The 25,307-nt window shown below is 72.1% G+C and carries 20 protein-coding genes and 1 tRNA gene; 7 read left to right on the top strand and 14 right to left on the bottom strand.

Translation table 11 applies throughout. From position 1 onward, the window contains the following. The first annotated feature begins 166 nt into the window (after window positions 1-166). The 4 genes from ACK1X7_RS27560 to ACK1X7_RS27545 are packed head-to-tail and all read left to right on the top strand — an operon-like array spanning window position 167 to window position 4,545. Window positions 167-859: a phosphatase PAP2 family protein gene (locus tag ACK1X7_RS27560; RefSeq protein ID WP_398159527.1), complete on the top strand. Its 693-nt coding sequence runs from the start codon at window positions 167-169 to the stop codon at window positions 857-859. Window positions 860-864: 5 nt separating this feature from the next. Then, complete coding sequence (locus tag ACK1X7_RS27555) at window positions 865-1,554, top strand: response regulator (RefSeq protein ID WP_059142423.1); 690 nt, start codon at window positions 865-867, stop codon at window positions 1,552-1,554. Further along, window positions 1,551-3,443 (top strand): GAF domain-containing sensor histidine kinase, encoded by a 1,893-nt coding sequence (locus ACK1X7_RS27550; protein WP_413115777.1) that lies wholly within the window; start codon window positions 1,551-1,553, stop codon window positions 3,441-3,443. Before ACK1X7_RS27555 ends, ACK1X7_RS27550 begins: the two co-directional genes overlap by 4 nt. 49 nt (window positions 3,444-3,492) lie before the next feature. Beyond that, on the top strand, window positions 3,493-4,545 hold the full coding sequence (locus ACK1X7_RS27545) for a polyprenyl synthetase family protein (protein WP_398159528.1): 1,053 nt from the start codon (window positions 3,493-3,495) through the stop codon (window positions 4,543-4,545). Here the strand turns inward: ACK1X7_RS27545 and ACK1X7_RS27540 are convergent. The 3 genes from ACK1X7_RS27540 to ACK1X7_RS27530 are packed head-to-tail and all read right to left on the bottom strand — an operon-like array spanning window position 4,520 to window position 6,294. Then, window positions 4,520-5,731 carry a glycosyl hydrolase family 8 gene (locus ACK1X7_RS27540; RefSeq protein ID WP_390793159.1) on the bottom strand — a complete coding sequence of 404 codons (1,212 nt, stop codon included), beginning with the start codon at window positions 5,729-5,731 and terminating at the stop codon, window positions 4,520-4,522. The two genes, ACK1X7_RS27545 and ACK1X7_RS27540, sit on opposite strands and share 26 nt — an antisense overlap. Beyond that, complete coding sequence (locus tag ACK1X7_RS27535) at window positions 5,728-5,898, bottom strand: hypothetical protein (protein WP_382952821.1); 171 nt, start codon at window positions 5,896-5,898, stop codon at window positions 5,728-5,730. Before ACK1X7_RS27535 ends, ACK1X7_RS27540 begins: the two co-directional genes overlap by 4 nt. A gap of 39 nt (window positions 5,899-5,937) precedes the next feature. Next, a complete protein-coding gene (locus tag ACK1X7_RS27530) occupies window positions 5,938-6,294 on the bottom strand; it encodes a PRC-barrel domain-containing protein (RefSeq protein WP_385143950.1) in 357 nt (118 codons plus the stop codon). 165 nt (window positions 6,295-6,459) lie between these two features. On the opposite strand from ACK1X7_RS27530, the gene ACK1X7_RS27525 reads away from it, so the two are divergent. Further along, window positions 6,460-6,627, top strand: a complete 168-nt coding sequence (locus ACK1X7_RS27525) for a hydrophobic protein (protein WP_078642219.1) — start codon at window positions 6,460-6,462, stop codon at window positions 6,625-6,627. A gap of 99 nt (window positions 6,628-6,726) precedes the next feature. Here ACK1X7_RS27525 and ACK1X7_RS27520 read toward each other — a convergent pair whose 3' ends face one another. The 3 genes from ACK1X7_RS27520 to ACK1X7_RS27510 form a co-directional block, all read right to left on the bottom strand. Next, a complete protein-coding gene (locus tag ACK1X7_RS27520; protein ID WP_390796165.1) occupies window positions 6,727-8,334 on the bottom strand; it encodes an IS1182 family transposase in 1,608 nt (535 codons plus the stop codon). A 240-nt stretch (window positions 8,335-8,574) separates the two neighbouring features. Next, a complete protein-coding gene (locus ACK1X7_RS27515) occupies window positions 8,575-9,399 on the bottom strand; it encodes an RNA polymerase sigma factor SigF (RefSeq protein ID WP_385139986.1) in 825 nt (274 codons plus the stop codon). A gap of 145 nt (window positions 9,400-9,544) precedes the next feature. Further along, window positions 9,545-10,708 carry an MFS transporter gene (locus ACK1X7_RS27510; RefSeq protein ID WP_413116913.1) on the bottom strand — a complete coding sequence of 388 codons (1,164 nt, stop codon included), beginning with the start codon at window positions 10,706-10,708 and terminating at the stop codon, window positions 9,545-9,547. A 189-nt stretch (window positions 10,709-10,897) separates the two neighbouring features. On the opposite strand from ACK1X7_RS27510, the gene ACK1X7_RS27505 reads away from it, so the two are divergent. Together ACK1X7_RS27505 and ACK1X7_RS27500 are read left to right on the top strand one after the other, a co-directional pair. Continuing rightward, window positions 10,898-11,311: an ArsR/SmtB family transcription factor gene (locus ACK1X7_RS27505; RefSeq protein ID WP_385139989.1), complete on the top strand. Its 414-nt coding sequence runs from the start codon at window positions 10,898-10,900 to the stop codon at window positions 11,309-11,311. A 123-nt stretch (window positions 11,312-11,434) separates the two neighbouring features. Beyond that, window positions 11,435-12,112 carry a DUF4232 domain-containing protein gene (locus ACK1X7_RS27500; protein WP_385139991.1) on the top strand — a complete coding sequence of 226 codons (678 nt, stop codon included), beginning with the start codon at window positions 11,435-11,437 and terminating at the stop codon, window positions 12,110-12,112. A 95-nt stretch (window positions 12,113-12,207) separates the two neighbouring features. Here the strand turns inward: ACK1X7_RS27500 and ACK1X7_RS27495 are convergent, their stop codons facing one another. The 8 genes from ACK1X7_RS27495 to topA all read right to left on the bottom strand — a co-directional run bounded on the left by ACK1X7_RS27495 (window position 12,208) and on the right by topA (window position 25,303). Beyond that, on the bottom strand, window positions 12,208-12,867 hold the full coding sequence (locus ACK1X7_RS27495; RefSeq protein WP_385140114.1) for a response regulator: 660 nt from the start codon (window positions 12,865-12,867) through the stop codon (window positions 12,208-12,210). Between the two features lie 14 nt (window positions 12,868-12,881). Then, a complete protein-coding gene (locus tag ACK1X7_RS27490) occupies window positions 12,882-14,054 on the bottom strand; it encodes a sensor histidine kinase (RefSeq protein ID WP_398162003.1) in 1,173 nt (390 codons plus the stop codon). 79 nt (window positions 14,055-14,133) lie between these two features. Continuing rightward, window positions 14,134-15,057 carry an alpha/beta fold hydrolase gene (locus tag ACK1X7_RS27485; protein WP_385140117.1) on the bottom strand — a complete coding sequence of 308 codons (924 nt, stop codon included), beginning with the start codon at window positions 15,055-15,057 and terminating at the stop codon, window positions 14,134-14,136. A gap of 266 nt (window positions 15,058-15,323) precedes the next feature. Next, a tRNA-Thr gene (locus tag ACK1X7_RS27480) sits at window positions 15,324-15,397 on the bottom strand. A 103-nt stretch (window positions 15,398-15,500) separates the two neighbouring features. After that, window positions 15,501-17,060, bottom strand: a complete 1,560-nt coding sequence (locus ACK1X7_RS27475; RefSeq protein ID WP_385140062.1) for an alpha/beta hydrolase — start codon at window positions 17,058-17,060, stop codon at window positions 15,501-15,503. 267 nt (window positions 17,061-17,327) lie between these two features. Beyond that, window positions 17,328-18,548 (bottom strand): DNA polymerase III subunit delta', encoded by a 1,221-nt coding sequence (locus ACK1X7_RS27470; RefSeq protein ID WP_385140065.1) that lies wholly within the window; start codon window positions 18,546-18,548, stop codon window positions 17,328-17,330. Between the two features lie 415 nt (window positions 18,549-18,963). After that, window positions 18,964-22,314, bottom strand: coding sequence for a dTMP kinase (gene tmk / locus ACK1X7_RS27465; RefSeq protein ID WP_413115776.1), 3,351 nt, complete (start codon window positions 22,312-22,314; stop codon window positions 18,964-18,966). A 103-nt stretch (window positions 22,315-22,417) separates the two neighbouring features. After that, window positions 22,418-25,303, bottom strand: coding sequence for a type I DNA topoisomerase (topA, locus tag ACK1X7_RS27460; protein ID WP_385140073.1), 2,886 nt, complete (start codon window positions 25,301-25,303; stop codon window positions 22,418-22,420). Window positions 25,304-25,307 lie beyond the last annotated feature (4 nt).

Genomic DNA, 25,307 nt, shown 5'->3' with positions numbered 1-25,307 from the left:
GCGCGGGGGCCATTCGCTTTGGGCCCCATCCCGTACGTACGGACTCCCCCGTCCGGGTCCGTACGAAGAGGGCGGGACCACCTGGGGCGGACCCCCGAGGGCCGAATGGGGCAGAAAGTCCCCCTTAGGATGGAATCGCTGGCATACCGAGACGGGTTTCCTCCCCATGCGAGTCCATGGACGGATCCGATGCCCGCTCAGCCGCGGACACACGATCGCCTTCCTGGTGGCCGCCGCCTGTTACGCGGCGGTCCTCGCGGCCGTCCTCACCGGCTCGCAGCTCGTCCGGCTCGACTGGCAGGTGGCCCTGTTCAAGCCGTACAAACAGTGGCCGCGGCTCCGGCCTTTCCTGGACGCCTTCGTCATCGCGGGCCAGCGCGGCCCCACCGCCCTGGCCGCCCTGGCCTGGGTCTGCCGGCGCGCGGGACGGACCCGAAGCCCGCGCCCGCCGCTGGTCCTGGGCCTGGCGCTGCTGCTGCTCAATATGAGCGTCGGCGCCGTCAAGATCCTCACCGGGCGGGTGGGCCCGCACTACGCCCAGACCCCCGGGTCCGCCGAGCTGTTCCACGGCGGAATGGTCTTCCCCTCCGGTCACACCGCCAACGCCGTCGTGGTCTGGGGCACCGTCGCCTATCTCGCCGGCCGTCACCGGCGCACGGGCGCGCTGATCGCCTGTGTGATGGCGTTCGGCGTCGGTCTGACCACCGTCTATCTGGGCACCCACTGGGTGAGCGACGTCCTGGCCGGGTGGCTGGCGGGCGTCCTCGTCCTGCTGGTCCTCCCCCTCTTCGAACCGCTGATCGCGACCGTTTCCGCGTCCGTCTCCGCTCGTGCGGCGATGTACTCCATGGGCAGGTGAACCAAGTGGCGCTTCGCGTGCTGATCGCAGACGACCATGCGGTGGTCCGGCAGGGCCTACGCATGATTCTTGGCCTCGACAACGAAATCAAGGTGGTGGGCGAGACGACCAACGGCCGGGAAGCCGTGCGGCTGGCCCGGGAGCTGTGCCCCGACGTCGTCCTGATGGATCTGCTGATGCCGGTGATGGACGGCGTATCGGCCACGGCCGAGATCCGCCAGGACCTCCCCGAGGTCGAGGTGGTGGCGCTGACCAGCTCCCTCGACGACGCCATGGTCATGGGCGCGGTCCGGGCGGGGGCCATCGGCTTCCTGCTGAAGAACGCCGAGGCCGACGACCTCCGTAACGCGGTGAAGGCCGCGGCCGCGGGCCAGATCCATGTCTCCCCGGCCGCGATCTCCCGGCTGATGGGCCAGGTCAGGGAGCCGAGCGGCCCGGAGCAGCTCACCGAGCGGGAGACCGAGGTGCTCACCATGCTCGCGCGCGGCAAGGCCAACAAGGAGATCGCCCACGATCTGCGGATCGGCCAGCAGACGGTGAAGACGTATGTCAGCCACATCCTGACCAAGCTGGGGGTGCACAGCCGGACCCAGGCGGCGGTCTACGCGGTGCAGTCCGGCCTGGTACCGGCGGGTGAACTCACCCCTCCGGAAGCACTGGAGTCGACGACGAGGGAGCAGTGGTGGTCGGCGTGATCAAGACACGATGGACCCCGATCCGGCGGCGACGGAGCGCCACCGCGCTCGCCGAGGTCACCCAACACATCCTGGCGGGCGAGACCGCCGACGACACGCTCCGGCTGATCGCCCGCCGGTTGCGTGAACTCCTGGGCGCCGATATGGCCCGGGTGATGGTGCTGGAGCCGGGCGACGTCCTGACGATACGAGCCACCGACGGCGCCCCGTGGACCGCGCCGAGCGGACCGCTGACGCCCGGCGGCTCCTCCCCCGCCCGCCAGGCGATCCGCGCCGGACGGCCCACGGTCTCCAGCCACGACCGGCGGCCGCGCCGGCTCGGCCGGGACCCCCGGCACGCGGTCCCGGCCTCGGTGCTGGACGCGCCGCTGCTGGTGCGCGGCCACCCCGTGGGGGTGATCGAGGTGGCGAACCGCGGCGGCGGGCGGCGGCTCAGCCACGCCGATGTGAGCACCGTGGGAAGCTTCGCGGCCCCCGCGGCCCATGCGGTCGCCCAGATCCGGCACCGGGAACATCTGCGGCGGCTGGCGTCCGCGGCCGCCGGGCCGGGCTCCGGCGGCTCCCCGGGCGCCACGGGGTCTTCGGGCCTGCCGGACCCTTCGGGGTTCGCGGGGGCTTCCGGTGCTTCCGGGGCTTCGGGGTCTTCCGGTTTCGCGGGGGCGTCCGGGTTGGCGGGAGCGTCGGGCTTTTCGGGTGCCGCTTGGGGCTCGTCCGGTTCCTCGGGGTTCACCCGTTCCTCCGGCCCCTGCGTACGGCGGACCCTGGACTCCCTGGCCGCGGGCGCGGTGGCCCGTACCGGCGCCGCGAGCTGCACGGTCTATCTGCTGGAGCCCGGACCGTCGGCCAACCTCCGCCTGGTCGGCGGCGGCCACGGCCACACCCCGCCGTCCCGGAAACCGGCGCTGGAGGCGATCGCCGGGGCCGCGCCCGTCATCCACGGCGGCGGCCGTACCGGCGCGGCGGGCGAGGGCCCGGCGCGGGGCGCGGTGGCCGCCTGGCCGCTGCTGCGCGAATCCACCGCGATCGGCGCGATGTGCTGCCATTTCCCGCCCGGCCGCGACCCCGGCGAGGCGGACATCACCCTCCTGGAGGTGATCGCGGGGCATGCGTCCTGCGCGGTGGAGAACGACCGGCAGCAGGGGGCCACCCAGGAGAGGTCCGTCCGGGAGGAGCGGCAGCGCATCTCGCGCGAGCTGCACGACTCGGTCTCGCAGGCGCTCTACGGCATCGCACTGGGTGCCCGTACCGCCCGCGAAATGCTGGAACGCGACATGGACAGCGCGGAGCCGGTGGGACGGATCGAGACGGCGAACCCGGTGGAAGGGGCGGTATGGGTCGATCCGGCGGGCGGCCACGAGGCCGTCGGGGAGGTGGTGGACCTCGCCGAGCTGGCCGAACTGGCCGAGCCCATCGAGTACATCCGGCGGCTCGCGGACGCCGCGATCGCCGAGACCCGGACCCTGCTGTGCCGGCTGCGGCCCGAATCGCTGGAGACCGAGGGCCTGGTCGCCGCGCTCACCCAGCATATCGAGGCGCTCCGGGCCCGGTACGGAATCGCCACCGAGGCGAAGCTGGACGCCGAACCGGAGACCACACCGGAGGCCAAGCACGCCCTGTACCGGATCGCCCAGGAGTCGCTGCACAACATCGCCAAGCATTCGCAGGCCCGGAACGTACGGCTCCATCTGCTCAACGAACCGGGCGCCGTCACCCTGACGGTCGCCGACGACGGCGTGGGCTTCGACTGCAAGGGCTCCTTCCCCGGCCATCTCGGGCTGCTCTCCATGCGGGAGCGGGCCCGTGAGGTGGGCGGCACGCTGAACGTGGACAGCCGTCCCGGGCAGGGAAGCCGCATCCGGGCCAGGGTTCCGGCCACGCCGGATTCCTGAGCCGCCGTCCTGAGACCGGTCACCGACGACATATGAGACATTTCTCCTCATGCAGCCGACCGTGCGGGACCGCGCGCTGGCGGACGGCCTCCGGGCCGGCCAAGCGGCGGTCGACGAGGGCCTGTTGAAGGCCACCAAGAGCGATGTGCCGTTCATCAACGAGGCCGCGCGGGAGCTGACCCGCACGGCCGGGCGGCGGCTCCGCCCGCTGCTGGTGCTGCTGGCGGCGCGGTTCGGCGACCCCGGCGCACCGGGCGTGGTGCCCGCCGCCGTCGTCGTCGAGCTGACCCATCTGGCCACCCACTACCACGACGGCGTACGGGACGAGGCGACCGTACGGCGCGGCGCCCAGCGCCCGGACGCCAACTGGGACAACACGGTGGCGGTGCTGATCGGTGACTTCCTCTTCGCCCGCGCCTCGCACATCCTCGCCGACCTGGGGCCGCAGGCCGTGCGGCTCCAGGCCGAGGCGTTCCGGCGGCAGGTCACCGGCCAGATCCTGGAGACGGCCGGACCGCGCCACGGCCGCGACCCCGTCGAGCACCATCTGGAGGTGCTGGCCGGCCGCACCGGCTCGCTGACCGCCGTCTCCGGACGGCTGGGCGCGCTGGCCTCGGGCGCGGACCCGAGCGCCGTGGAGGCCCTCGCGCGATACGGCGAACGGCTGGGCGTGGCGAGCCATCTCGCCGACGAGGTGGCGACCCCGACCGCCCGCCGCCCCACCCTGCCCGTCCTGCTGCTGGCGGAGCGGGCGGGGGCGGGGTCGGCGGAGCGCGCGGATCCTGGGGACCCCGGGGATCGTGCGGGCCGTGGGGAGCCTGGGGATCTTGGGGACCGGGAGCTGTACGAGCTGCTCACCGGGCCCGCCGATCGGCCGGGGTACGCGGAGGCGGTGGCACGGCTGCGCACCCATCCGGTCCTGGACCGCGCCCGCGAGGAGACCGCCCGTCAGGCCGACGCCGCCCGCGCGGCCCTGTCGACGCTCCCCGACTGCCCGGCGAGGGCCGCCCTGGAATCGCTCTGCGAGGCGGTGGTGCGGCGGGCCGCCACCGTTCCGCCGGCCGGGCCGGACGACCCTACGGCACCCAGTAGTTCTGGCTGACCACCAGCATCGACTGGAGTTGCACCCCGGCCGCGTAGGCGCGCGCCGGATCGGGCGGGGAGCCGCACATCCGCGCCCACAGCGCGTCCAGCCAGCCCTGCGCGGCCTCGCCCTCCCCCTCCCCCTCGCCCACGTCATCAGCCTTCTCCCCTTCCGTCATCGCGGCGACCGCGAAGGGCGCGAAGAAGGCGGGCGAGCCCACATCCCCATAGGCCGTGCCGTCGAGCCGGTATCCGCTCCGGATTGCCCCGGGGTCACCGCCCGTCGCCGTCCTCGCCCAGCGGCTGAGCCCGCGCGCGGCCGCCCGGGTCCGTGCGTCGCCGCTGGTCACCGCGTCGGCGCCGAGCCGCCAGGGGACACGGCAGGCGTTCCAGTGGTAGTCGCCGTCATGCGGGCTCTCCAGCACCTTCCCCGGCGCGGGCCTCGGCTCGCCGGACGTGGTGTCCACGACGAAGTCGGGGAGCAGCCCGGTGGCCGGGGCATGGCGGGTGCGCAGCGCACCGGCCAGCGCGAGATGCGCGTCCAGCACCTCGTCCCACCGCGGATCGCCGGTCGCCGCCCGGAACGCCCGGAAGTGGTCCGGCATCCAGTCCGATGTACGGGAGACCTCGTCGAAGCGGCCCGAGGACCAGTCGCCGAGCTTGGTCAGCCGGGTGCCGGGGTGCACCTCGCGCTCCATGACGGCGTCGATCCGCCGCAGTGCGAGCGCCTTGTAGTCGCCGTGGCCGCCACCCCACTGCCGGTCCGCGAGCAGCAGTCCGTACGCGATGTCGAGGTCGCCGTCGGTCGCGGAGTCCCGTCCCCCGACGTCCCGGCCACCGGCGTCCTGCTGGGCGGCGTGCAGATCGGAGTGGTTCACGGAGGGGTGGGCGAGCACATGCCGGAGGATGCCGTCGAAGAGGGCGTGGGCGTCGGGGTCGGCGCCCGCCATCAGCGCGGTGATCACCAGTCCGTAGCCCTGGGCCTCTGCGACGAAGGGGTGTGCCGCGTCGGGGGTGAACACCGCGCATCGGCCCCGGCCGCCCACCTCATCGCCCGACCGGAGGAAGGACGCCTTCCACCGCCGGTAGTGCTCCAGCACCTGCCGGTCGGCCGCCGCCGGGTCGCCGGAGGGCCGGAGCGTACCGGGGGCGTACGGGACGGAGTGCGCCCCGAACGGCACGCGGGCCGCATCGCGTCCCGTCATCGGATCCGGTGCCGCCGGGACCTCCGCGCCAGCCGCACAAGACCGAGGACGATGTCGACCACCAGCACCACCACACCGATGATCAGCAGATAGCCCAGCCCGTGCACCACCCAGCCGATGAGGCCGAGCACGATGGCCACGATCACCAGGAACAGGAAGAGCGCCACGGCCGACACCTCTCCTCGTACGTCAAGCGTCCTCGGCCATCAGCGGCGTGCGAGCTGCCGCCCGCCGCCCGGACCCGACTGGTACGTCTTCCCGTAGTGCTGGAAGATCGCCCCCTCCTGCTCCGCGGGCAGCACATCGTCGATGCCGAGCGAGGGGGCCTTCTTCACCAGCGACCGCGTGTAGGAGACCTTCACATAGCCCGGCCCGACCACCGCGTCGTCCACCGGGACGAACACCAGCCGGTGGCGGGTGGGCAGTCCGGTGCGGACCGTGGCCATGGCGGGTTCATCGGTGGCGGTGGCCACGTAGATCGCCTCGAGCACCCCGATCTTGCGGCCCTGCTCATCGACGACATCCCGGTCACGCCACTCACGGATATCGGCTGGCTGGATCATGACGTATCACCCTCTGACCTCTGCCCCTCCAGCCTGCCTCCGCTCACCGTGAGACGCCACGCCATCCAGCCACCAGGGGTAACGGGAGTGTTCGAAACAGCATGAATTGATCAGGTGTGCCGGATTCCCGATGGGGTACTCGCGGCGTCGAGGAGGTTGGTAATCATGGTTCCCCTGCTAGTCGTTCTTCTTCTCGCACTGCTTCTCTTCGGCGCCGGATTCGCCTTGAAGGCTCTGTGGTGGATCGCGGTCATCGTGCTCGCCGTCTGGCTGATCGGCTTCGTGGCCCGGCCGACGGTCGGCGGGCGACGTGGACGGTGGTACCGCTGGTAGCCCGAAGACCGTGCGGGACAGACCCGACACGGCGCAGACCGTAGGGGCCCGGCCGGAGATTTCTCGATGCTGACTCTGTCGGGGATCTTGGCGGTCTGTTCAGTCTTTGGCGGACCGCCAAGACCTCGGCCGGGTGATTCCGTGCTGGTCCAGGTAGTTCTGGAAGGCGGTCGGCGGCCGGGACGGAGGTGCTTCTCCGGTCGGCGGCCGTCGGCTGAGGCGCTCGATGTTTGCGGCGATGGCCGTGAACACGTGCTGTAGGTGGGCTTTGTGCTGTCCCCGGTAGCGGCAGTGGCGCATGCCGTGTCCGTGGGCGAGCTCGTTGACGGTGCCTTCCACTCCGGAGCGGACCGCATAGCGGGCCTGCCATTCGGATGTCTGCTGCTCGGCACGGACGCGGAGTTGCAGGTCACGGAGTTCTCGCGGGGGAAAGCCCACGCTCCGGGCGCTGTCGGCGGTGGTCGTGCAGCGGGTGCGGACCGGGCAGGGACGGCACTGGCCCTTGGTGAACCGCGCGATGATCAGAGGTGCCGCGGTGGGTGAGGAAGCCGGGTAGGGGCCGTGCCATCCCGCGCTGGTCTCGCCCTGTGGGCAGGTGACCTGCCGGCGGTCGAAGTCGATGTGGAAGTCGTCGCGGCCGAACCCGTTGTTCCTGCGGTGCTGGCGGGTGGTGTTGACCGGCAGTGGTCCGGTGACCGTGATCTGGTGTTCGCGGGCTGCCTGTTCCAGATGGACCAGGGAGGTGTAACCGCCGTCGACCAGGTGCTCGGCGGGCAGCAGCCCGCGGCGCCCCAGCCGGGTGTGGATGCCGGGCAGAGCCTTCGCGTCGTAGCCGGTGGCGTCGGTGGTGGCCACATCCGTGATCACGTTGACACCGTCCGGGTCACAGGTCTCGGTGAGATGCGCGACGAAGCCTTTCCAGCGGGTGTCGCCGCGGCGCGCGTAGCGGGCCGTCGGATCGTAGGGCGAGACGACCGCGACGGCCGAGGGCGGCAGGCCGCCGTCCTCGGCGGTGCGCCAGCGCAGGCGGCCGGCCCCGTCGCGGCAGTAGTTCTGCACCATGATCTGCCGCAGGGCCTGGACGCGGGGCCCGGACAAGCGTTCCGGCCCGTGCTGCCCGAGGTGCTCGATCAGCCGGACGGCATCGCCTCCGGTGGCGAGGATCCTGGACTTGGGGCGGGTGGGGTTCTTGCCCAGACGGACCGGACGGCCGTAGCGGCGCCCCCACTCCTCGTCGACCAGGCCGGCCAGCAGGTGCGGAGCTGTGCCGGCCAGTTCTTCCAGCGCGGCGCGGACCGCCTCGGTGACCAGTTCCAGCCGGGTCAGGTCGCGCACCGCGGCCAGGACATGGGTGGAGTCCGTGCGCTGGGTGGTGCGCTCACGGACGAGACCGGCCTCCTTCAGGCGCGCGAGCGCGAGGTCGAGGAGACGGTCGGCTCGGCCGTCCTCGGTGAGACGCTCACGGAAGTCGGCCAGCACGCTGTGGTGGAAGCCGGGGTCGTCCAGTTCCATGGCCAGCGCGTACTTGAAATCGATGCGGCAGCGAACCGCTTCGGCTGCCTGCCGGTCCGACAGACCGAGGAGGAACTGAAGCACGCAGACGGTGGCCAGCTGGGCGGGCGAGAGACCCGGGCGGCCATCACGCGGGTACCAGTCGGCGAAGTCCTCGTCACGCCACAGCCCGCCCAGGTGGTCTCTCACCCACATCGCCGTCGTACCGCCCGGATTGCTCGCCCGCGCCATCTGCACGGTCAGAGAAGGGACTTGCTCACCGGAACGGGGGCGGAGCGACAACGGGCACCTCGACAACTGCATTGGTTCTTGAACAGAGCCGAGCATGCCCGTTGATCACACTGCCCCGCCGGGGATCCTCAAGATCCCCGACAGAGTCAGCATCGAGATTTCTCCGGCCGGGCCCCTACGGTCTGTGTGTCTAGTCGCTAGTCGCTAGTCGGCGAGCATTCCGCGCCGCAACCGGCCCAGCGCCCGACTGAGCAGCCGGGAGACATGCATCTGGGAGACGCCGAGTTCGGCGCCGATCTCCGACTGGGTCAGCTCCTCGCCGAACCGAAGCTGCAAGATGCGGCGGTCCCGCTCACCCAGCTCTTCCACCAGCGGCTTGAGCGCGTGCAGATTCTCCACGGTCTCCATGGCCGGGTCGACGTCGCCGAACCGGTCCGCGTACGTGGTCACCCGCGTGGCCCCGCTCTCCTGCTCGGCGGGCGCGTCCAGCGAGGTGGTGAGATAGCCGTTGCTGGCCACCAGTCCGTCGACGACCTCGTCCTCGCTCAGCTCCAGATGCTCCGCGAGCTCGGCCGTGGTGGGCGACCGGTCCAGCCGCTGGAACAGCTCCTCGTTCGCCTTGGCGAGGTCGATCCGCAACTCCTGGAGACGGCGGGGAACATGCACCGCCCAACTGGTGTCGCGGAAGAACCTCTTGATCTCGCCGACGATGTACGGAACGGCGAAGGTGGTGAACTCGACCTCGCGGCTCAGATCGAACCGGTCGATCGCCTTGATCAGCCCGATGGTGCCGACCTGGACGATGTCCTCCATCTCCACCGAGCGGTTGTGGAACCGCCGGGCGGCGTACCGGACCAGCGACAGGTTGAGCTCGATAAGGGTGTTCCGCACGTACTGGTACTCGTGCGTCCCCTCCTCCAGCTCCGTCAGCCGGTCCAGGAACGTCTTGGTCAGCGCCCGCGCGTCCTTGGGCGCCACCTTTGCCGGATCGTCCACCGTGGGCAGATCGGACAGTCCGGCGTTCTCCATTCCATCCAGTGCAATGTCGCGTACCTGAACACCATGTGCTTGCTCAGCTTCGGCTGCCGTCAGTGTCGACATTGTCACGGGTGCCGTGTCGTTCACCGTCGCACTCCCTGTATCGGCTGCATGCATAGGCTGATTGGGGACCCGCCTACCCACCCTCGATGCCCCCATGCCTACTTCTTGCGGACGGATGGCGGGCCGGCGAGCACCACCAGCCCCCGACGAGGGCCAACGCCATGAGCACGGCCCCGAATACGGTCGCCCCCGTCGTCAGCCCCGCCGCATCGCTGAGGTAACCCGCCGTTACCGGCAGCACGCCCGCGGGCACATAGCCCCCGACGTTGAGCGCCGCGTTGGCCTCCGCCAGGCGGCTCGCCGGAACACTGGAGTTGAGCAGCGACAGCCCGCCGAGCTGCCCCATCCCCTGCCCCGCCCCGGCCAGCAGCGCGGCGGTGACGAGCAGCGGCACGGAGGAGGCGCGGACGGCGGCGATGAGCGCGCCCATGCCGATCGTCGTACTGACGGCACCGGCCATGAGGATCGTCCGCCGGTCCAGCCGCTGGACGGCGAACTGCGCACCGGTCGCGGTGAGGAACATCACGAAGGCCATGGCGCCCGCGGCCACCGGGCTGGTGGTGTCCAGCAGCCCCGAGAGCAGCGACGGCCCGAGGGACAGTACGAAGGAGGTGGCGGTGATGCCGGGCGCGAAGACGGCGATGCCCATGAGGAGTTGCCCCCCGCTGCCCCGCGGCACCCCGGGCATCCGCACCCACGCCCCCTTCGCGGGCGCGACGGGACGCCGTACCGGCATCCGCACCACGACCACGACCGCCGCCGCCAGCAGCACCGCCTCCAGGACGAACACCCCCTTGCCCAGCACCCCGGCGAGCAACGGCCCCAGCCCGGCCCCGAACACCATCGCGCACGAGGCCAGCAGCGCCGCCAGCCGCCGGCGCCCCGGCCCGGCCACATCGGTCACCGCCGCCATCCCGGCGGAGACGACGGCGCCCACCGCGATCCCGCTGAACAACCGCGCCACGATCAGCGCCGCCACGGCCGACGCACTCGCGAAGATCGCGCATGCCGCCATCGCGAGCCCGAGCGCGGGCAGCAGCACGGGCTTCCGTCCCACCCGGTCCGACACCACGCCCGAGACCAGCAGCGAACCGAGCAGCCCGACGATGTAGCAGGCGAAGATCACCGTCAGGGTGCCCTTGGAGAACCCGATCTCGCGCTGCCACCGCACATACAGCGGCGTCGCCGCGTTCGAGAGGACGAACACGGCGGTCACCGGCCATGCGGCCGTCCACACCCACCGGGTCGCGGCCGCCCCCTCCGCCTTCTCGCCCCTCTCCTCATGTGCCTCCCGCGCACCCGGCACCGCCACGGCCCGACTCCCCGTCACGACAGCTCCTCCCGACGACCTCAGTACGACTTAAATCGAACTTAGCATGCAGTACGATCGGACTCGTACAGCGAGCCGCGCGACGAGGACCCGACAATGACCGCTCAGACCACTCAGACCGCCCATCCACCGCAAACACCCCAAAGCGCCCGCCCCGCCATCAAGGCGCTCCCCGAACCCCCCGACCTCCCGCCCCCGCTCCCGGAACCGGCCGTGGAGGAGATCCGGCTGGAAACGGTCCTGGGCGCCCTGAGCGACCCCCTCCGCCTCCGCATCGTGCGCAAACTGCTCCTCGAATCGGAGCGGTTCGATCACACCTGCGGCTGGTTCGGTCTGGACCGCCCCAAGTCCTCGCTCACCCACCACTTCAAGGCCCTCCGCGAAGCAGGCGTCACCCGCCAGCGCCAATACGGCCTGGAGCGCCGCAGCCACGTCCGGATCGCCGACCTCAACGCACGCTTCCCAGGTCTCCTGGACCTCGTGGCCGACTGGACCCCGGCCGAGGGGTGACGGCGGGCGTTAGCCGGACGTTAGCGAATCGCCAGCGGTCGTTAAGAGAACGCCAGCGGCGGCCGACACCATGGATGGTGCGTGAGCAGGAACCGCACAAACCGGAAGCCCATGGGGGTCGTCATGTCGCACCACACTCTCAACCGCCGGGTCCGCAAGGCCGGTGTGGCCGCGCTGATCGCCGCCGCCTCGGCCGTCGCCCTCACCGCCTGCGGGAGCGACGACTCGTCGTCCGACGCCAAGGGGAGCTCCTCCTCCCACGCGTCGTCCTCCGCGAAGTCGTCGCAGTCGGACGCCTCGATCCACAACCAGGCGGGCCAGACGGGCAAGCAGGCAACGGCCCTTGGCTCGGGGTCCGACAAGGCGCAGGCGACCTCCGAATGCCAGCCGGGGACGCTGCGGGCGACCCTGGACTCGGCCGGCACCTCCCAGGCGGGGATGAACCACCGGGGCACATTCCTGCGGGTGAAGAACACCGGCGACGAGACCTGTGTGATCAGCGGCTACGCCGGGCTGGCACTGGAGGGCGCCGGACACACCGCCATCAAGACCACCGCCCGCCACGGCAGCACCTACTTCGCCACCGACCCGGGCTCCCACCCGATCACCCTCGGACCGGGCAAGAGCGCCTGGGCCGACCTGGTGTGGACCACCACCGGCGCCTCGACCGCCCACGCGAAGTACCTCCAGATCTCCCCGACGGGCAGCAACTCCCACAGCACCGTCGCCTTCGGCGAGGACCTCGACAACGGCACCCTGTCGCTGACCGCCTGGTCGTCCAAGCCGCCCATCAATAGCTGACAGCACGGCTGACGGCATAGAGAACCCCAGATCGGACCCGGTCCGTGCTGGGGTTCCGCGCGTCCCGGCCACCGGCGCGGGCCTCAGCCTCAGCCTCAGGTCACCAGACCCCGGCGGTAGGCGTAGACGACCGCCTGGACTCGGTCGCGGAGTCCGAGCTTGGCGAGGATGCGTGAGACGAAGGTCTTGACGGTCTCCTGGCTGATCACCAGGGTCGCGGCGATTTCGCTGTTGGAGAGGCCATTCGCGATGAGACGGAGGACTTCCAGTTCGCGGGGGGTCAGCGGGATGTCGCGCGGCGGCCCCTCGGCGGGCCGGATGCGGGCGGCGTACGTGCCCACGAGCTGCCGCGTCACCTCGGGGTCCAGCAGTGCCGCGCCGGTGGCCACGGTCCGGATGCCGTGCAGCAGTCGGGACGGCGGCGCGTCCTTGAGCAGAAACCCGCTCGCCCCCGCGCGCAGCGCCTCGTAGACGTACTCGTCCAGATTGAACGTGGTCACCACGAGCACCTTGACGGGATGCGGCACCCCGGCACCGGCCAGCAGCCGGGTGGCCTCGATGCCGTCGAGCACCGGCATGCGTACGTCCATCACCACGACCTCCGGGCGCAGCCGCCCGGCGAGTTCGACCGCGGTCCGCCCGTCCCCGCACTCACCCACCACTGCGAGATCGGGCTGGGCGTCGATGATCGTCACCAGCCCGGTGCGGACCAGTACCTGGTCATCGCAGACCAGCACCCGGATCGGCTCGGTCACGGCGCTCGGCTCGGTCATGACGGGCGCCCCGCGGGTATCCGTGCCCGTACGACGAAGCCGCCGCCCGTCCGCCCGCCCGCGCTGAAGTCACCGCCCAGGACGTCGACCCGTTCGCGCAGCCCGGCCAGGCCCCGCCCGCTCCCGCCGGGGGACCCGGCCCGCGAGCCGGAACCGTCCGTGCTGACCTCCACGGTGATCTCCCTTGCGCCGTGGTGCACCTGGACCGAGGTGCGGCTGCCGTGAGCGTACTTGAGGGCGTTCGTCAGGGCCTCCTGCACCACCCGGTAGGCCACGAAGTCGGCGCTGCCGTTCGACTCCGTCGGCGTGCCCTTCTCGGCGAACTCCACCGGCTGCCCGGCACGGCGGGTCTGCTCCACGAGCGTGAGAAGCCTGCCGACGGCCGGCGTCCTGGCCTCGGTGCCGTACTCGGGGTTGAGCAGATCGAGCAGGTGCCGCAGATCGGTGATGGCCCGTCGGCCGGTGTCGGTGACGGCGGTCAGGGCCTGGTCGAGCCGGTCGGGCGCGGCGGTCAGATAGCGTGCCGCCTCGGCCTGCACGACCATCGCGGTCACATGGTGGGTCACGACGTCGTGGAGCTCGCGGGCGATACGGGTGCGTTCGGCGGTGCGGGTGTGCTCGGCGACAAGGCGGCGGCGTTCCGCCTCCGCGGCCCGGGTGGAGCGCAGCCACGACCCCATGCCCCATGGGAGGGCCAGCGCCAGGTAGTACAGCGTGAACTCACCCGGCGATTCGGCGCCCGAACCGAGCCGGTAGAGCGCCACCGCCAGCGGCACATACGCCGCGGAGAAGACCAGCGCGGTGGGGCGCCGGTGCCGTTCCAGATGGGACCCCACGCTCAGCAGCGCGACGGGCACCGCGGTACCCGCGAACGAGTGGTAGCCGCGGAGCTGGTCGACGGCGAAGCCGACCGACACCAGGGCGAGACAGAGAACCGGCCACCGCCGCCGCACGGCGAGCGGAAGGCACTGGAGGGCGACCGCCACGACGGCCAGTGCGTCGAAGGGACGGCCCGGCAGCCCGCCGAGCTGCGTCCCGTGGTTGTGGAACGCCGGTACGAGCGACCCGGCGAAAATCAGCAGCCCGAGCGGCAGATCCCGGACCGTGACATCGAACCTGCGCCACAGCTCCGGCACCCGCCGAACACCGATCAACGGCACCGCCCTCATCATCGACTCCTTCGCCCCTCCGCGGCCAAAGCACCGCGGCCGAAGGGAACGCTACGCAGCGAGATCTCCAACGCGGGCCCTACGCGCGATCCGCGGCCTGCGAAGCGACGCGCTCGATCGCCCGAACGGCAACGTCAGGCTGATCCACATAGATGTAGTGCTCGCTGTTCTTGGCGGTGCTCAGCCTGCTGCGGCTGGAGACCGCGAGCCACTTGCGCTGACCGTTGGACCACGCCCGCTCCAGCCCCGGCCCGTATTCGGGAACCGCCGCGAGGTACTGCTTCCCGTGGTGGATCACCTCCACCGGAATGCTCCCGGCCGAACGGACCTTCCCATCCGGCACCGTGAGCATCTCCGGCTCCCCTCCGTGAAGGATCGCGAGGGTCTGATCACGCAATGCGACTGCCGGGCCGGTGGCGGATTCAGGAATCCCCTTGTTGAGATCGGCGGTCTGCGTCGGCGAGGTGGCATCCATCAAGACCAGCCCCTTGACCCTGTCCTGATGGTCGGGGGCATACCGGGCGGCGATCAGCCCGCCCAGCGAATGCCCCGCCAGCACGACCGGACGGTCACCGGCGACACGATCGAGCACCGCGGTCAGCACCTTCCCCGTGCTGTCGAGCGTCTGAGGCCCATCGGGCTGATCACTGGCCCCCTCGCCAAGCCGGTCGTAGGAACAGACTCGGTTCTTCTTGCTCAGGGTCTTCTGGATCCCGGCCATCTTCTCCAGCCCGTCGCCACCCCCGGCCACCAGCGTGATGACCGGCCTGCCGTCCGCCGAAGTCCCCGAACAGGAGACATTCACCAACCGGCCGCCGACCTCGATCTTCTTGGTACCGGTGAGCAAGCCCTCATCAGCCGCCTTCCCCGGAGCAGTAGTGGACCTCCCACCGGCGGACGCCTCCGCATCCGCCTTCGTGGAGTCCTCACAGCCGACCAGCCCCACACCTGCCACGGCACACGACAGCGCGAGCACAGCGGACAGCCGACCATTGCGGACCATGTTTGCTCCCCAGTAAGAGAATTGACGCCGAAAAGGCTGCATTCCGTGGCGGTCGACCCAATGCGCCGCCACATCCGCGGCCAAAGCGCCGCGGCGATCCCGAACGCTACGGATCCGACCCCCCGGAATCGTCACCACACGGTGGACACCCACACGTAGCTCCCCCGGGGGACAGCCCCCACAAGCCCCGGCCCAAGCCGGGTCACGGCATCCGCGCCAAACAAAAAAGGCCCAGGTCACAGAAAATGTGACCTGGGCCTCAAATGAGCCGCCTAAGGGAATCGAACCCTTGACCTACGCATTACGAGTGCGTCGCTCTGGCCGACTGAGCTAAGGCGGCATGCTGCGGTGCCGGATTGGCAGCAGCAGCGTCGCCAAGTCTACACAGCTTCGAGGGGTGCTCCGTACGGGGCCGGGTGGGGCCCGGGCGGGGCCGGGGCTGGTCAGCGGCAGCGGGTGTGGGGGGTGGGTGGGCGGCCGGTGAGGAGGTAGGTGTTGATCGCGTTGTCGATGCAGTTGCTGCCGCGGCCGTAGGCCGTATGGCCGTCACCGTCGTAGGTGAGGAGGGTGGCGGAGGAGAGCTGGGTGGCCAGGGCACGGGCCCAGGGGTAGGGGGTGGCGGGGTCACGGGTGGTGCCGACGACGACGATGGGGGCGGCGCCCTTGGCGTGCAGGGCGTGGGGGGTGCCGGTCGGGCGGACGGGCCAGTAGGCGCAGTTCAGGGCCGCCCAGGCGAGGGCACCGCCGAAGACGGGGGATGCCTTCCGGAAGGCGGGGAGGGACTTCTTGACCTCGGCGGGGGTGCGGAAGGCGGGTGGGAGGTCGAGGCAGTTGACGGCGGGGTTGGCGTACATGAGGTTGGCGTACGAGCCGTCGGCGTCGCGTTCGAAGTAGAGGTCGGCCAGGTTGAGCAGACCGCCGCCGTGGCCGCGCATCGCGGAGCGGAGGGCGGTGCGCAACTGGGGCCAGGCGGTCTCGTCGTACATTGCGGAGATCACGCCCATGGTGGCGAGGGGCTCGCCCAGGGCGCGGGACTCGCCGGTGGGGACCGGGTGGGAGTCGAGGCGGGTGAAGAAGGCGCTGAGCCGGTCGCGGGCGGCGGCCACGGAGCCGGTGCCGAGGGGGCAGCCGGTGCGGCGTACGCAGTCCTCGGCGAAGGCGGTGAAGGCGGTTTCGAAACCGGCGGTCTGGTCGCGGTTGATACGCCGGGAGGACAGCGTCGGGTCGAGGGCGCCGTCGAGGACGAGACGGCCGACGCGGTGGGGGTAGAGGTCGGCGTAGGTGGCGCCGAGGAAGGTGCCGTAGGAGGCGCCGACGTAATGGAGCTTCCGGTCGCCCAGCGCGGCGCGCAGCACATCCATGTCGCGGGCCGCCTCGACCGTCGAGACATGGCGGAGGATCCGGCCCGAGCGGGCCGCGCAGCCGTGGGCGAACTTCTTGTAGGCGGCGACGAGACGATCGGTCTCGCCGCGGCCGTCGGGCGTCTGGTCGGTCTGGGTGAAGGCGTCCATCTGCTTGTTGCTCAGACAGGTGACGGGCTCGCTGTCGGCCACGCCGCGCGGGTCCATCGCCACCATGTCGTAGCGGGCGCGCACCCGGGTCGGGTAGCCCACGGCCGCGAAGCTCTGTAGATAGCCGACCGCGGAGCCGCCGGGGCCGCCGGGGTTCACCAGGAGCGAGCCGAGGGGGCGGCCGGGGCCGGTCGCCTTCTTACGGGAGACGGCGAGTCTCAGATCCCGGCCGGTGCCGGGTCTCGCGTAGTCGAGCGGGGCCTTGAGGGTGGCGCATTCGAAGTCCGCGCCGCCGCAGGGACGCCAGCTCAGCGACTGCTCGTAGTACGGCTTGAGGGCGGCGGGGACGGCCTTCTTCGACATCGACGCGGCGGGCGGCGAGGAGACGCCGGCGGAGCAGCCGGAGGACAGCGGGGCGGCGGAGGCGAGGGCCGCGGAGACGAGGGCGGCGCCGAGGGTCCGGAGCGGGCGGCTGCTGTGCGGGGCGTTCATGGGCTGATCCCTCGGTTCGCGCGGTCGAGTCGCGGGATCGCACCGGTCGGATCATCCGGATCATGTCGAGCACGGTGATCCGGGTGGCCAGGGTCGTCAGGGTGATCACCCGGATCGCTCGGATCCTGGAGACCGGGCCCTGGAGATCGGGCCCCGGAGACCAGGTCCCGGAGACCAGGTCCTGGCGATACGGCCGGCTTGCCCCCTTACGGAGAGTATCCGCTCGGACACGCTTCATGCGCCCGATGGCGAACCCGTACGGGTGACTCAGCCGGCCCGCAGCGCCATGGTCATCGCCTCGACCGCCAGCAGCGGCGCCACATTGCTGTCCAGCGCCTGACGGCACGCCGTGATCGCCTCGATCCGGCGCAGCGTCCGCTCGGGCTTCGAGCCCGACGCGATCCGCTCCAGCGCGTCCCGTACGTCCGTGTTGGCGAGCGCGACCTGGGAGCCGAGCTGGAGGGCCAGCACATCGCGGTAGAAGGCGATCAGATCGGTGAGCGCGAGGTCGAGGGTGTCGCGCTGGGTGCGGGTGGCGCGGCGCTTCTGACGGTCCTGGAGATCCTTCATGGCCCCGGCCGTACCGCGTGGCAGCCGCCCGCCCGTACCGGCCGCGGCCCCCAGGGCGGCGCGCAGCTCCTCGGTCTCCTTGACGTCGACCTCCTCCGCCACCTGCTTGGCGTCCTCGGCCGCGGCGTCGATCAGCTCCTGGGCCGCCTTGAGGCAGCCGCCCACGTCGTCGACGCGCAGCGGGAGCTTCAGGACGGCGGCGCGGCGGGCGCGGGCCCGCTCGTCGGTGGCCAGTCGGCGGGCGCGGTCGATATGGCCCTGGGTGGCGCGGGCGGCGGAAGCGGCCAGCTCGGGGTCGATGCCGTCGCGCCGGACGAGGAGGTCGGCGACGGCCTCCACCGGGGGCGTGCGGAGGGTGAGGAGACGGCAGCGGGAGCGGATCGTGGGCAGCACATCCTCCAGCGAGGGCGTGCACAGCAGCCATACGGTGCGCGGCGCGGGCTCCTCGACGGCCTTGAGGAGAACATTGCCCGCACCCTCGGTAAGGCGGTCGGCGTCCTCCATGACGATCACCTGCCACCGGCCGCCGGCGGGCGACAACTGGGCACGGCGGACGAGCTCCCGGGTCTCCTTGACGCCGATGGTGAGCATGTCCGTACGGACCACCTCCACATCGGCGTGGGTGCCGACGAGGGCGGTGTGACAGCCGTCGCAGAAACCGCAGCCGGGGGCGCCGCCGAGCGCCCGGTCCGGGCTGACGCACTGAAGCGCGGCGGCGAAGGCGCGGGCCGCGGTGGCCCGGCCGGAGCCGGGCGGGCCGGTGAACAGCCAGGCGTGGGTCATCTTGGACGACGCCATGGGCTCCGCGGCCGGAATCGCCTCGCCCGCGGCCGTGACCAGGGCGTCCGCGTCCCGCGCGGCAGCCGTGAGCTGGGCCGCTACTCGGTCCTGCCCGACCAGGTCGTCCCACACCGCCATTGGCTGCCTCCGCCGTTCGTGCTTACGGCATCCCATTGTGGGCCACCCCACCGACAGCCGAGCACGACCGCCGCCGACGCGCCCGGTCGGCCGGGCCGCCAGCGGGTCGCCGTCGGTGCCCTGCCGTCTGGGGCTCTCCGTCAGCGGGCCTCGTCGGCGCCTGCCGTCACCGGCCACCCGCCAGCGCCCCTGCCGCCGGCGCCCCAACGCGTCACCGTGCCGTCGGCGGCGACCCTGTCCGCGGCCCCGTCCGTGACGTCCTCACCGAGATACGCCTATACGCCTCGGCGCCGCGCTCGTGCTTCTGCATCACCCGCGCGGGGGCCTCCCGCGCGGTGTAGCGCTTGCCGTCGATGCCGCCGGTGACGTGGTTCCGCCACCGGTCCTCGCCCATGTGGCCGTCGGCGGCCTGCCGTCAGCGGCGTCGGCCGTCCTCGTCGTCGCGCGGGCCGAGCAGCTCGTCGGCCAGCGACGGGAGGTCGTCCAGCGGGGTCTCCTCCGCCCACTCGGGACGGCGGCGGCGCGGACGCGGCGGCTCCGCACCGCCCTGCGCCTGGCCCTGGCCCGGACCGTGGCCGTACTGCGGCATCTCGCGTGTGCGCTCGTTCTCCTGGGCCTGGGCCTGGCCCTGGCCCTGCGCCTGGCCCTGGCCCTCGTCCGGCCGGAACAGCCACGGCGGGACCCGGTCCACCGGGTCGGCGGAGCGCTCGTCCCGTACGGGCGGCAGCACGGCCGTCTCCTCGGCCGCGTTCGTGGGCGGCTCGGCGGGCGGCTGGGGCAGGACGGCCGTCTCCTCGGCGTCCGGGCCGCCCCGGTGCCCCGGGCCGTCCTGGGGCCGTACGGGCGGCAGCACGGCGGTGTCGCCGGCGTCCGGGCCGTTCTGGGGAGGCACGGGCGGCAGCACCGTGGTCTCCTCCGCGTCCCGCCCGGTGGCAGAACGGTCGGTGGCGGGACGGCCGGAGCCGCCCTCGCCGACGTACTCCGCCCACGGGTCGAACCGCGGCGTCTGGACCGTCTTCGTCGAGTCCGGGTCGCCGGAGGCGGGACCCGCCGCGTCCCGGGCACCGCCGGTGTCCTGGGCACCGTCCGCGCCCCGCGAGCCCCTGGCGCCATCCGCGTCGTGCGGCGGCGGGGCCGGGGTCTCGGTCTCCACGGTCGGCGCATCGGCCCCGGAGGAGGACGCCGTATCCGCCGCGTCCGCCGCCAGCCGCGCCTGCTCCGCCCGCAGCAGCGCCTCCTCTGCCCTGCGCTGCTCCTCCTGGCGGCGCGCCTCGGCCTCGGCCCGCCGCAGGGCCTCCGCCTCCGCCTCCAGGCGGCGCCGCTCCTCGTCGGCGGCGCGGGCGCGGTCCTCGGCCTCGATGCGCTTACGGTCCTCCTCGGCCCTGCGGCGCGCGTCCTCGGCCCGCTGACGGGCCGCCTCCGCCTGTCGCTCGGCCTCGCGCCGGCGGGCCTCCTCCAGCTCGCGCCGCTTGCGCTCCTCCTCCTCGGCGCGCGCCTTGGCGAGCGCCTCCTGGCGCTCGCGCTCCAGCCGCTCCTCCTCGGCCTTACGCGCGGCCTCTTCCTCGGCGCGGCGGCGGGCCTCCTCCTCGGCGGCCTTACGGGCCTCCTCCTGGGCCTTCACCTCCGCCTCGGACAGCGGCAGCATCTGGTCCAGGCGGTGGCGCACCACGGAGGTGACCGCCTCCGGAAGCTGCCCGGCGTCGACGACGAGATAGCGGGCCGGGTCGGCGGCGGCGAGGGCCAGGAATCCGGCCCGTACGCGCTGGTGGAACTCGGCGGGCTCGGACTCGAGCCGGTCCGGGGCCTCGGTGAAGCGCTCGCGGGCGGTCTCCGGCGAGACGTCCAGCAGCACCGTCAGATGCGGCACCAGGCCGTTCGTCGCCCAGCGCGAGATACGGGCGATCTCGGTCGCGGCGAGGTCGCGCCCCGCGCCCTGGTAGGCCACGGAGGAGTCGATGTAGCGGTCGGAGATGACGACCGCGCCGCGCTCCAGCGCCGGGCGGACGACGGTGTCGACGTGCTCGGCGCGGTCCGCCGCGTACAGCAGCGCCTCGGCGCGGTGCGAGATCCCGGCGGACGAGACGTCGAGCAGGATCGAGCGGAGCCGCTTGCCGATCGCGGTCGCGCCCGGCTCACGGGTCACCACGACCTCGTGGCCCTTGGCCCTTATCCACTCGGCCAGCGCCTCCACCTGCGTGGACTTGCCCGAGCCGTCGCCGCCCTCGATGGCGATGAAGAAACCGGTGGCGGCCGGGCCCTCGTCCGCGCCCCCGCCACCGAGCAGCGCCTCGCGCAGATCGCGCCGCAGCGGCACTCCCTGCCGGTCGTCGGTCCGGCCGAGGACCAGCGCGGCGACGGGCAGCAGCAGCGCGCCCACCAGCATCAGGGTGAAGGCCGCGCCGCCGTGGGCGAAGACGAAATCGCCCCCGCCGAGCCGGTGCGGTCCGATGACGGCGGCGAGCAGCGGCGCGACGACCGCGCCGAACCCGACGCTGACGCGGACGACGGCCTGAAGATGCGCGGTCATCCGGGGCCGGCGGGCCTCCTCGGACTCCTGGTCCAGGAGGGCGTGGCCGGTGTGGGCGGCGATACCGGCCAGCACGCCCGCGACCCAGGCGATCAGCACGACGGTGGTCGTGTCGTGCACCAGGCCCACCGTGAGCAGCGCGAGCCCGGTCAGCGCGACCGACAGCGCCAGCAGCCTGCGCCGCGACAGACCCGGCAGGACCTTCGGGGCCCAGCGGATGCCCAGGGCCGGACCACCGGCCAGGACGAGGGCGAGCAGCGCGAAGGCGACCGGCCCGCCGCCGAGGTCCATGGCCTGAAGCGGTGCGACGCCCACGGCCGCGGCGATCGCGCCCGCCACCCCGGCGCAGGCGAGCACCAGCAGCGGAACGGCACCGGTGCGGCCCTTGTCGGCGCCGGTACCGGAGGCGGCGCGCGGGCGGCGCAGCCCCTCCAGGGGGGAGCGGGTGCGGCTGGTCTGCCCGCCGGGCAGTTCGAGGAAGGTGAGGATCGAGATCGACGCGGCGAAGAGTCCGGCGCCGACATACGAGCCGAGGGCGGCCTGGTGGGTGTGGAACCACTCCACACCGGTGCCCAGCAGCCTGCCGATGAGGGTGACGACGAGCAGCCCGGCGGCGGCGATCGGCAGCGTCAGGAAGTTCGTACGGAGCGAGAGCCGCCGCAGCGCGTCCAGGTGGTCGGGCAGCGGGCGCACGGCCGCGCCCTCGGCGGGCGGTGCCGGGAGCAGCGAGGGCGCCGCGCCGTCCTTGGCGACGGTCCAGAAGCGCTCCGCGACGCCGACGACGAAGGTCGTGATGAGCAGCCAGGCGACGGCGTCGGCCGGGGCCCAGTCGATCCACAGCGGCGCGATGAGGAGCAGCACCAGCCGCAGACCGTCCGCGCCGACCATGGTCCAGCGGCGGTCCAGCGGACCGGAGGGGCCGATGAGCGCCGCGAGCGGCCCGAGGAGCACCGCGCCGAACAGCACGGTCGCCAGGAGCCGTACGCCCAGCACCACCGCGACCGCGAAGGCCGCGCCGCGATACCCGCCGCCGAAGGAGTCGGCGGCCACGGACGCCTGGAGCGTCAGCAGCACCAGCACCAGCACGGCGAGCGCGTCCCCCGCGCCGCCGACGAGTTGGGCGCTCCAGAGCCGTCGCAGCGGCTGATAGCGCAGCAGGGCTCGTACGGCCCGCTCGCGGGAGTCCGCGGCAAGGGCACCGGAAGTGGCGGTCACGTCCGTTGGCTGCTCTCGCGTCATCCCGCCAGCCTATCCGGATCACATGAATCCACGGCCCCCCGGCCGAACAAACGGGCGGTGAGCCGTGGATGGCGCGGGGATTGCTCCGCCTTGCTCCGCTTTCCTACTCGGCGTTGGCCGACGACTTCTTGGCCGCTGCCGTCTTCTTGGCGGCGGTCTTCGCGGTCGTCTTCTTGGCGGTCGTCTTCTTCGCCGCGGTCTTCTTGGCGGCCGTCTTGGTCGCCGTCGTCTTCTTGGCCGCGGTCTTCTTCGCCGCCGTCTTCTTGGCGGTCTTCTTGGCCGGGCCCTTGGCGCGCTTCTCGGCGAGCAGCTCATAGCCGCGCTCGGGCGTGATGGTCTCCACGTCGTCGTCGCGGCGCAGCGTCGCGTTGGTCTCGCCGTCCGTGACGTACGGGCCGAAGCGGCCGTCCTTCACCACCACGGGCCGCTCGCTGACCGGGTCGGTGCCCAGCTCCTTCAGCGGCGGCTTGGCCGCGGCCCGGCCACGCTGCTTGGGCTGGGCGTAGATCGCCAGCGCCTGCTCGAGCGTGATGGTGAAGAGCTGCTCCTCGCTCTCCAGCGACCGCGAGTCCGTGCCCTTCTTCAGGTACGGGCCGTAGCGGCCGTTCTGCGCGGTGATCTCCACGCCCTCGGCGTCGGCGCCGACCACGCGCGGCAGCGACATCAGCTTGAGCGCGTCCTCCAGGGTCACCGTGTCCAGGGACATCGACTTGAGGAGGGACGCGGTGCGCGGCTTGACGGCGTTCTTACCGGTCTTGGGAGTGTCCTCGGGGAGCACCTCGGTGACATACGGGCCGTAGCGGCCGTCCTTGGCCACGATCATGCGACCGGTGTCGGGGTCGGGGCCCAGCTCGAACTCACCGCTCGGCTTGGCGAGCAGCTCCTCCGCGTATGCCACCGTCAGCTCGTCCGGCGGCATGTCGTCGGGGACGTCGGCGCGCCGGCCGGTGCCGCCCTCGATCTCCGTCGGGCGCTCGACGTACGGTCCGTAGCGGCCGACGCGCAGCACGATGCCGTCGCCCACGGGGAAGGACGAGATCTCCCGGGCGTCGATCGCGCCCAGGTCGGTGACCAGCTCCTTGAGGCCGCCGAGGTGGTCGCCGTCGCCGTTCCCGGCCTCGGCGGCGCCGGCCTGCGCACCCTCGCCGAAGTAGAAGCGCTTCAGCCACGGCACGGCCTCGGCCTCGCCGCGCGCGATGCGGTCGAGGTCGTCCTCCATCTTGGCGGTGAAGTCGTAGTCGACCAGCCGGCCGAAGTGCTTCTCCAGCAGGTTGACCACGGCGAAGCTGAGGAAGGAGGGCACGAGCGCGGTGCCCTTCTTGAAGACATAGCCGCGGTCGAGGATGGTGCCCAGGATCGTGGCGTAGGTCGAGGGGCGGCCGATCTCGCGCTCTTCGAGCTCCTTGACCAGCGACGCCTCGGTGTAGCGGGCCGGGGGCTTGGTCGCGTGGCCGTCGGCGGTGATCTCCTCGGCGGAGAGCCGGTCGCCCTCGGTGACCTGCGGCAGCCGGCGCTCGCGGTCGTCGAGCTCGGCGTTCGGGTCGTCGGCGCCCTCCACGTATGCCTTCATGAAGCCGTGGAAGGTGATCGTCTTACCGGAGGCGGAGAACTCGGCGTCCCGGCCGTCGCTCGCCTGCCCGGCGATCTTGACGGTGACCGAGTTGCCGATCGCGTCCTTCATCTGGGAGGCGACGGTCCGCTTCCAGATCAGCTCGTAGAGCCGGAACTGGTCGCCCGTGAGGCCGGTCTCCGCCGGGGTGCGGAAACGGTCTCCCGAGGGGCGGATGGCCTCGTGCGCCTCCTGGGCGTTCTTGACCTTGCCCGCGTAGGTGCGCGGCTTGTCGGGCAGATAGTCCGCGCCGTAGAGCTGCGTGACCTGCGCCCGGGCCGCCGTCACCGCCGTGTCCGACAGGACGGTGGAGTCCGTACGCATATAGGTGATGTAGCCGTTCTCATACAGCTTCTGCGCGACCTGCATGGTGGCCTTGGCCCCGAAGCCCAGCTTGCGGCTGGCCTCCTGCTGGAGGGTGGTCGTACGGAACGGCGCGTACGGCGAGCGGCGGTACGGCTTGGACTCGACCGAGCGCACCGTGAAGGCGGTGTCGGCGAGAGCCGTGACCAGGGAGCGGGCACCGGCCTCGTCCAGGTGCAGGACGTTGACGCCGCCCTCCCGTCGCCCACCACCGCCCTCAATCGAGGCTTCGCGCTGTCCATTCTTGAGCTGCCCGAGCGAGGTGAAATCGCGCCCCTGGGCGACACGGAGACCGTCGACGGCCGTAAGGCGGGCACCGAAGGTGCCGGGGTCGCTGACGTCACCGGCCCGGCCGGTGGCGAAGGTGCCGGTCAGGTCCCAGTACTCGGCGGAGCGGAAGGCGATGCGCTCGCGCTCGCGCTCGACGACGAGACGGGTGGCGACGGACTGGACCCGGCCCGCGGACAGGCCGCGCATGACCTTCTTCCACAGGACCGGCGAGACCTCGTAGCCGTAGAGGCGGTCGAGGATGCGGCGGGTCTCCTGGGCATCGACCAGGCGCTGGTTCAGCTCGCGCGGGTTGGCCACGGCGGCCCGGATGGCGTCCTTGGTGATCTCGTGGAAGACCATCCGGCGCACCGGCACCTTGGGCTTGAGGACCTCCTGGAGGTGCCAGGCGATGGCCTCGCCCTCGCGGTCCTCATCGGTGGCCAGGAAGAGCTCGTCGGAATCGGCGAGCAGCTCCTTGAGCTTCTTGACCTGGCTCTTCTTGTCGGAGTTGACCACGTAGACGGGCTGGAAGTCGTGCTCGACGTCCACGCCGAGCCGCCGGACCTCGCCGGTGTACTTGTCGGGGACCTCGGCCGCACCGTTCGGCAGGTCCCGGATGTGCCCGACGCTGGCCTCGACCACGTAGCCCGGGCCGAGGTAGCCCTTAATCGTCTTCGCCTTGGCAGGCGACTCGACGATGACGAGTCGGCGGCCGCCCTGTGCGGTCTCGCTGGTGGTCGGGGACAACTTG

The sequence above is a fragment of the Streptomyces sp. CY-1 genome, assembly GCF_047218265.1.
Lineage (GTDB): Bacteria > Actinomycetota > Actinomycetes > Streptomycetales > Streptomycetaceae > Streptomyces > Streptomyces niphimycinicus.
Note: the sequence above shows the minus strand (reverse complement) of the source record. Positions and strands in the feature narration are given on the sequence as shown.

Excerpts from the sequence above, each read along its gene's own strand:
- ACK1X7_RS27560 (WP_398159527.1), top strand. The coding sequence starts at position 167 with ATGCGAGTCCATGGACGGATCCGATGCCCGCTCAGCCGCGGACACACG.
- ACK1X7_RS27545 (WP_398159528.1), top strand. The coding sequence starts at position 3,493 with ATGCAGCCGACCGTGCGGGACCGCGCGCTGGCGGACGGCCTCCGGGCC.
- ACK1X7_RS27540 (WP_390793159.1), bottom strand. The coding sequence starts at position 5,731 with ATGACGGGACGCGATGCGGCCCGCGTGCCGTTCGGGGCGCACTCCGTC.
- ACK1X7_RS27530 (WP_385143950.1), bottom strand. The coding sequence starts at position 6,294 with ATGATCCAGCCAGCCGATATCCGTGAGTGGCGTGACCGGGATGTCGTC.
- ACK1X7_RS27525 (WP_078642219.1), top strand. The coding sequence starts at position 6,460 with ATGGTTCCCCTGCTAGTCGTTCTTCTTCTCGCACTGCTTCTCTTCGGC.
- ACK1X7_RS27520 (WP_390796165.1), bottom strand. The coding sequence starts at position 8,334 with ATGTGGGTGAGAGACCACCTGGGCGGGCTGTGGCGTGACGAGGACTTC.
- ACK1X7_RS27515 (WP_385139986.1), bottom strand. The coding sequence starts at position 9,399 with ATGGAGAACGCCGGACTGTCCGATCTGCCCACGGTGGACGATCCGGCA.
- ACK1X7_RS27505 (WP_385139989.1), top strand. The coding sequence starts at position 10,898 with ATGACCGCTCAGACCACTCAGACCGCCCATCCACCGCAAACACCCCAA.
- ACK1X7_RS27500 (WP_385139991.1), top strand. The coding sequence starts at position 11,435 with ATGTCGCACCACACTCTCAACCGCCGGGTCCGCAAGGCCGGTGTGGCC.
- ACK1X7_RS27490 (WP_398162003.1), bottom strand. The coding sequence starts at position 14,054 with ATGAGGGCGGTGCCGTTGATCGGTGTTCGGCGGGTGCCGGAGCTGTGG.
- ACK1X7_RS27485 (WP_385140117.1), bottom strand. The coding sequence starts at position 15,057 with ATGGTCCGCAATGGTCGGCTGTCCGCTGTGCTCGCGCTGTCGTGTGCC.
- ACK1X7_RS27475 (WP_385140062.1), bottom strand. The coding sequence starts at position 17,060 with ATGAACGCCCCGCACAGCAGCCGCCCGCTCCGGACCCTCGGCGCCGCC.
- ACK1X7_RS27470 (WP_385140065.1), bottom strand. The coding sequence starts at position 18,548 with ATGGCGGTGTGGGACGACCTGGTCGGGCAGGACCGAGTAGCGGCCCAG.
- tmk (WP_413115776.1), bottom strand. The coding sequence starts at position 22,314 with ATGACGCGAGAGCAGCCAACGGACGTGACCGCCACTTCCGGTGCCCTT.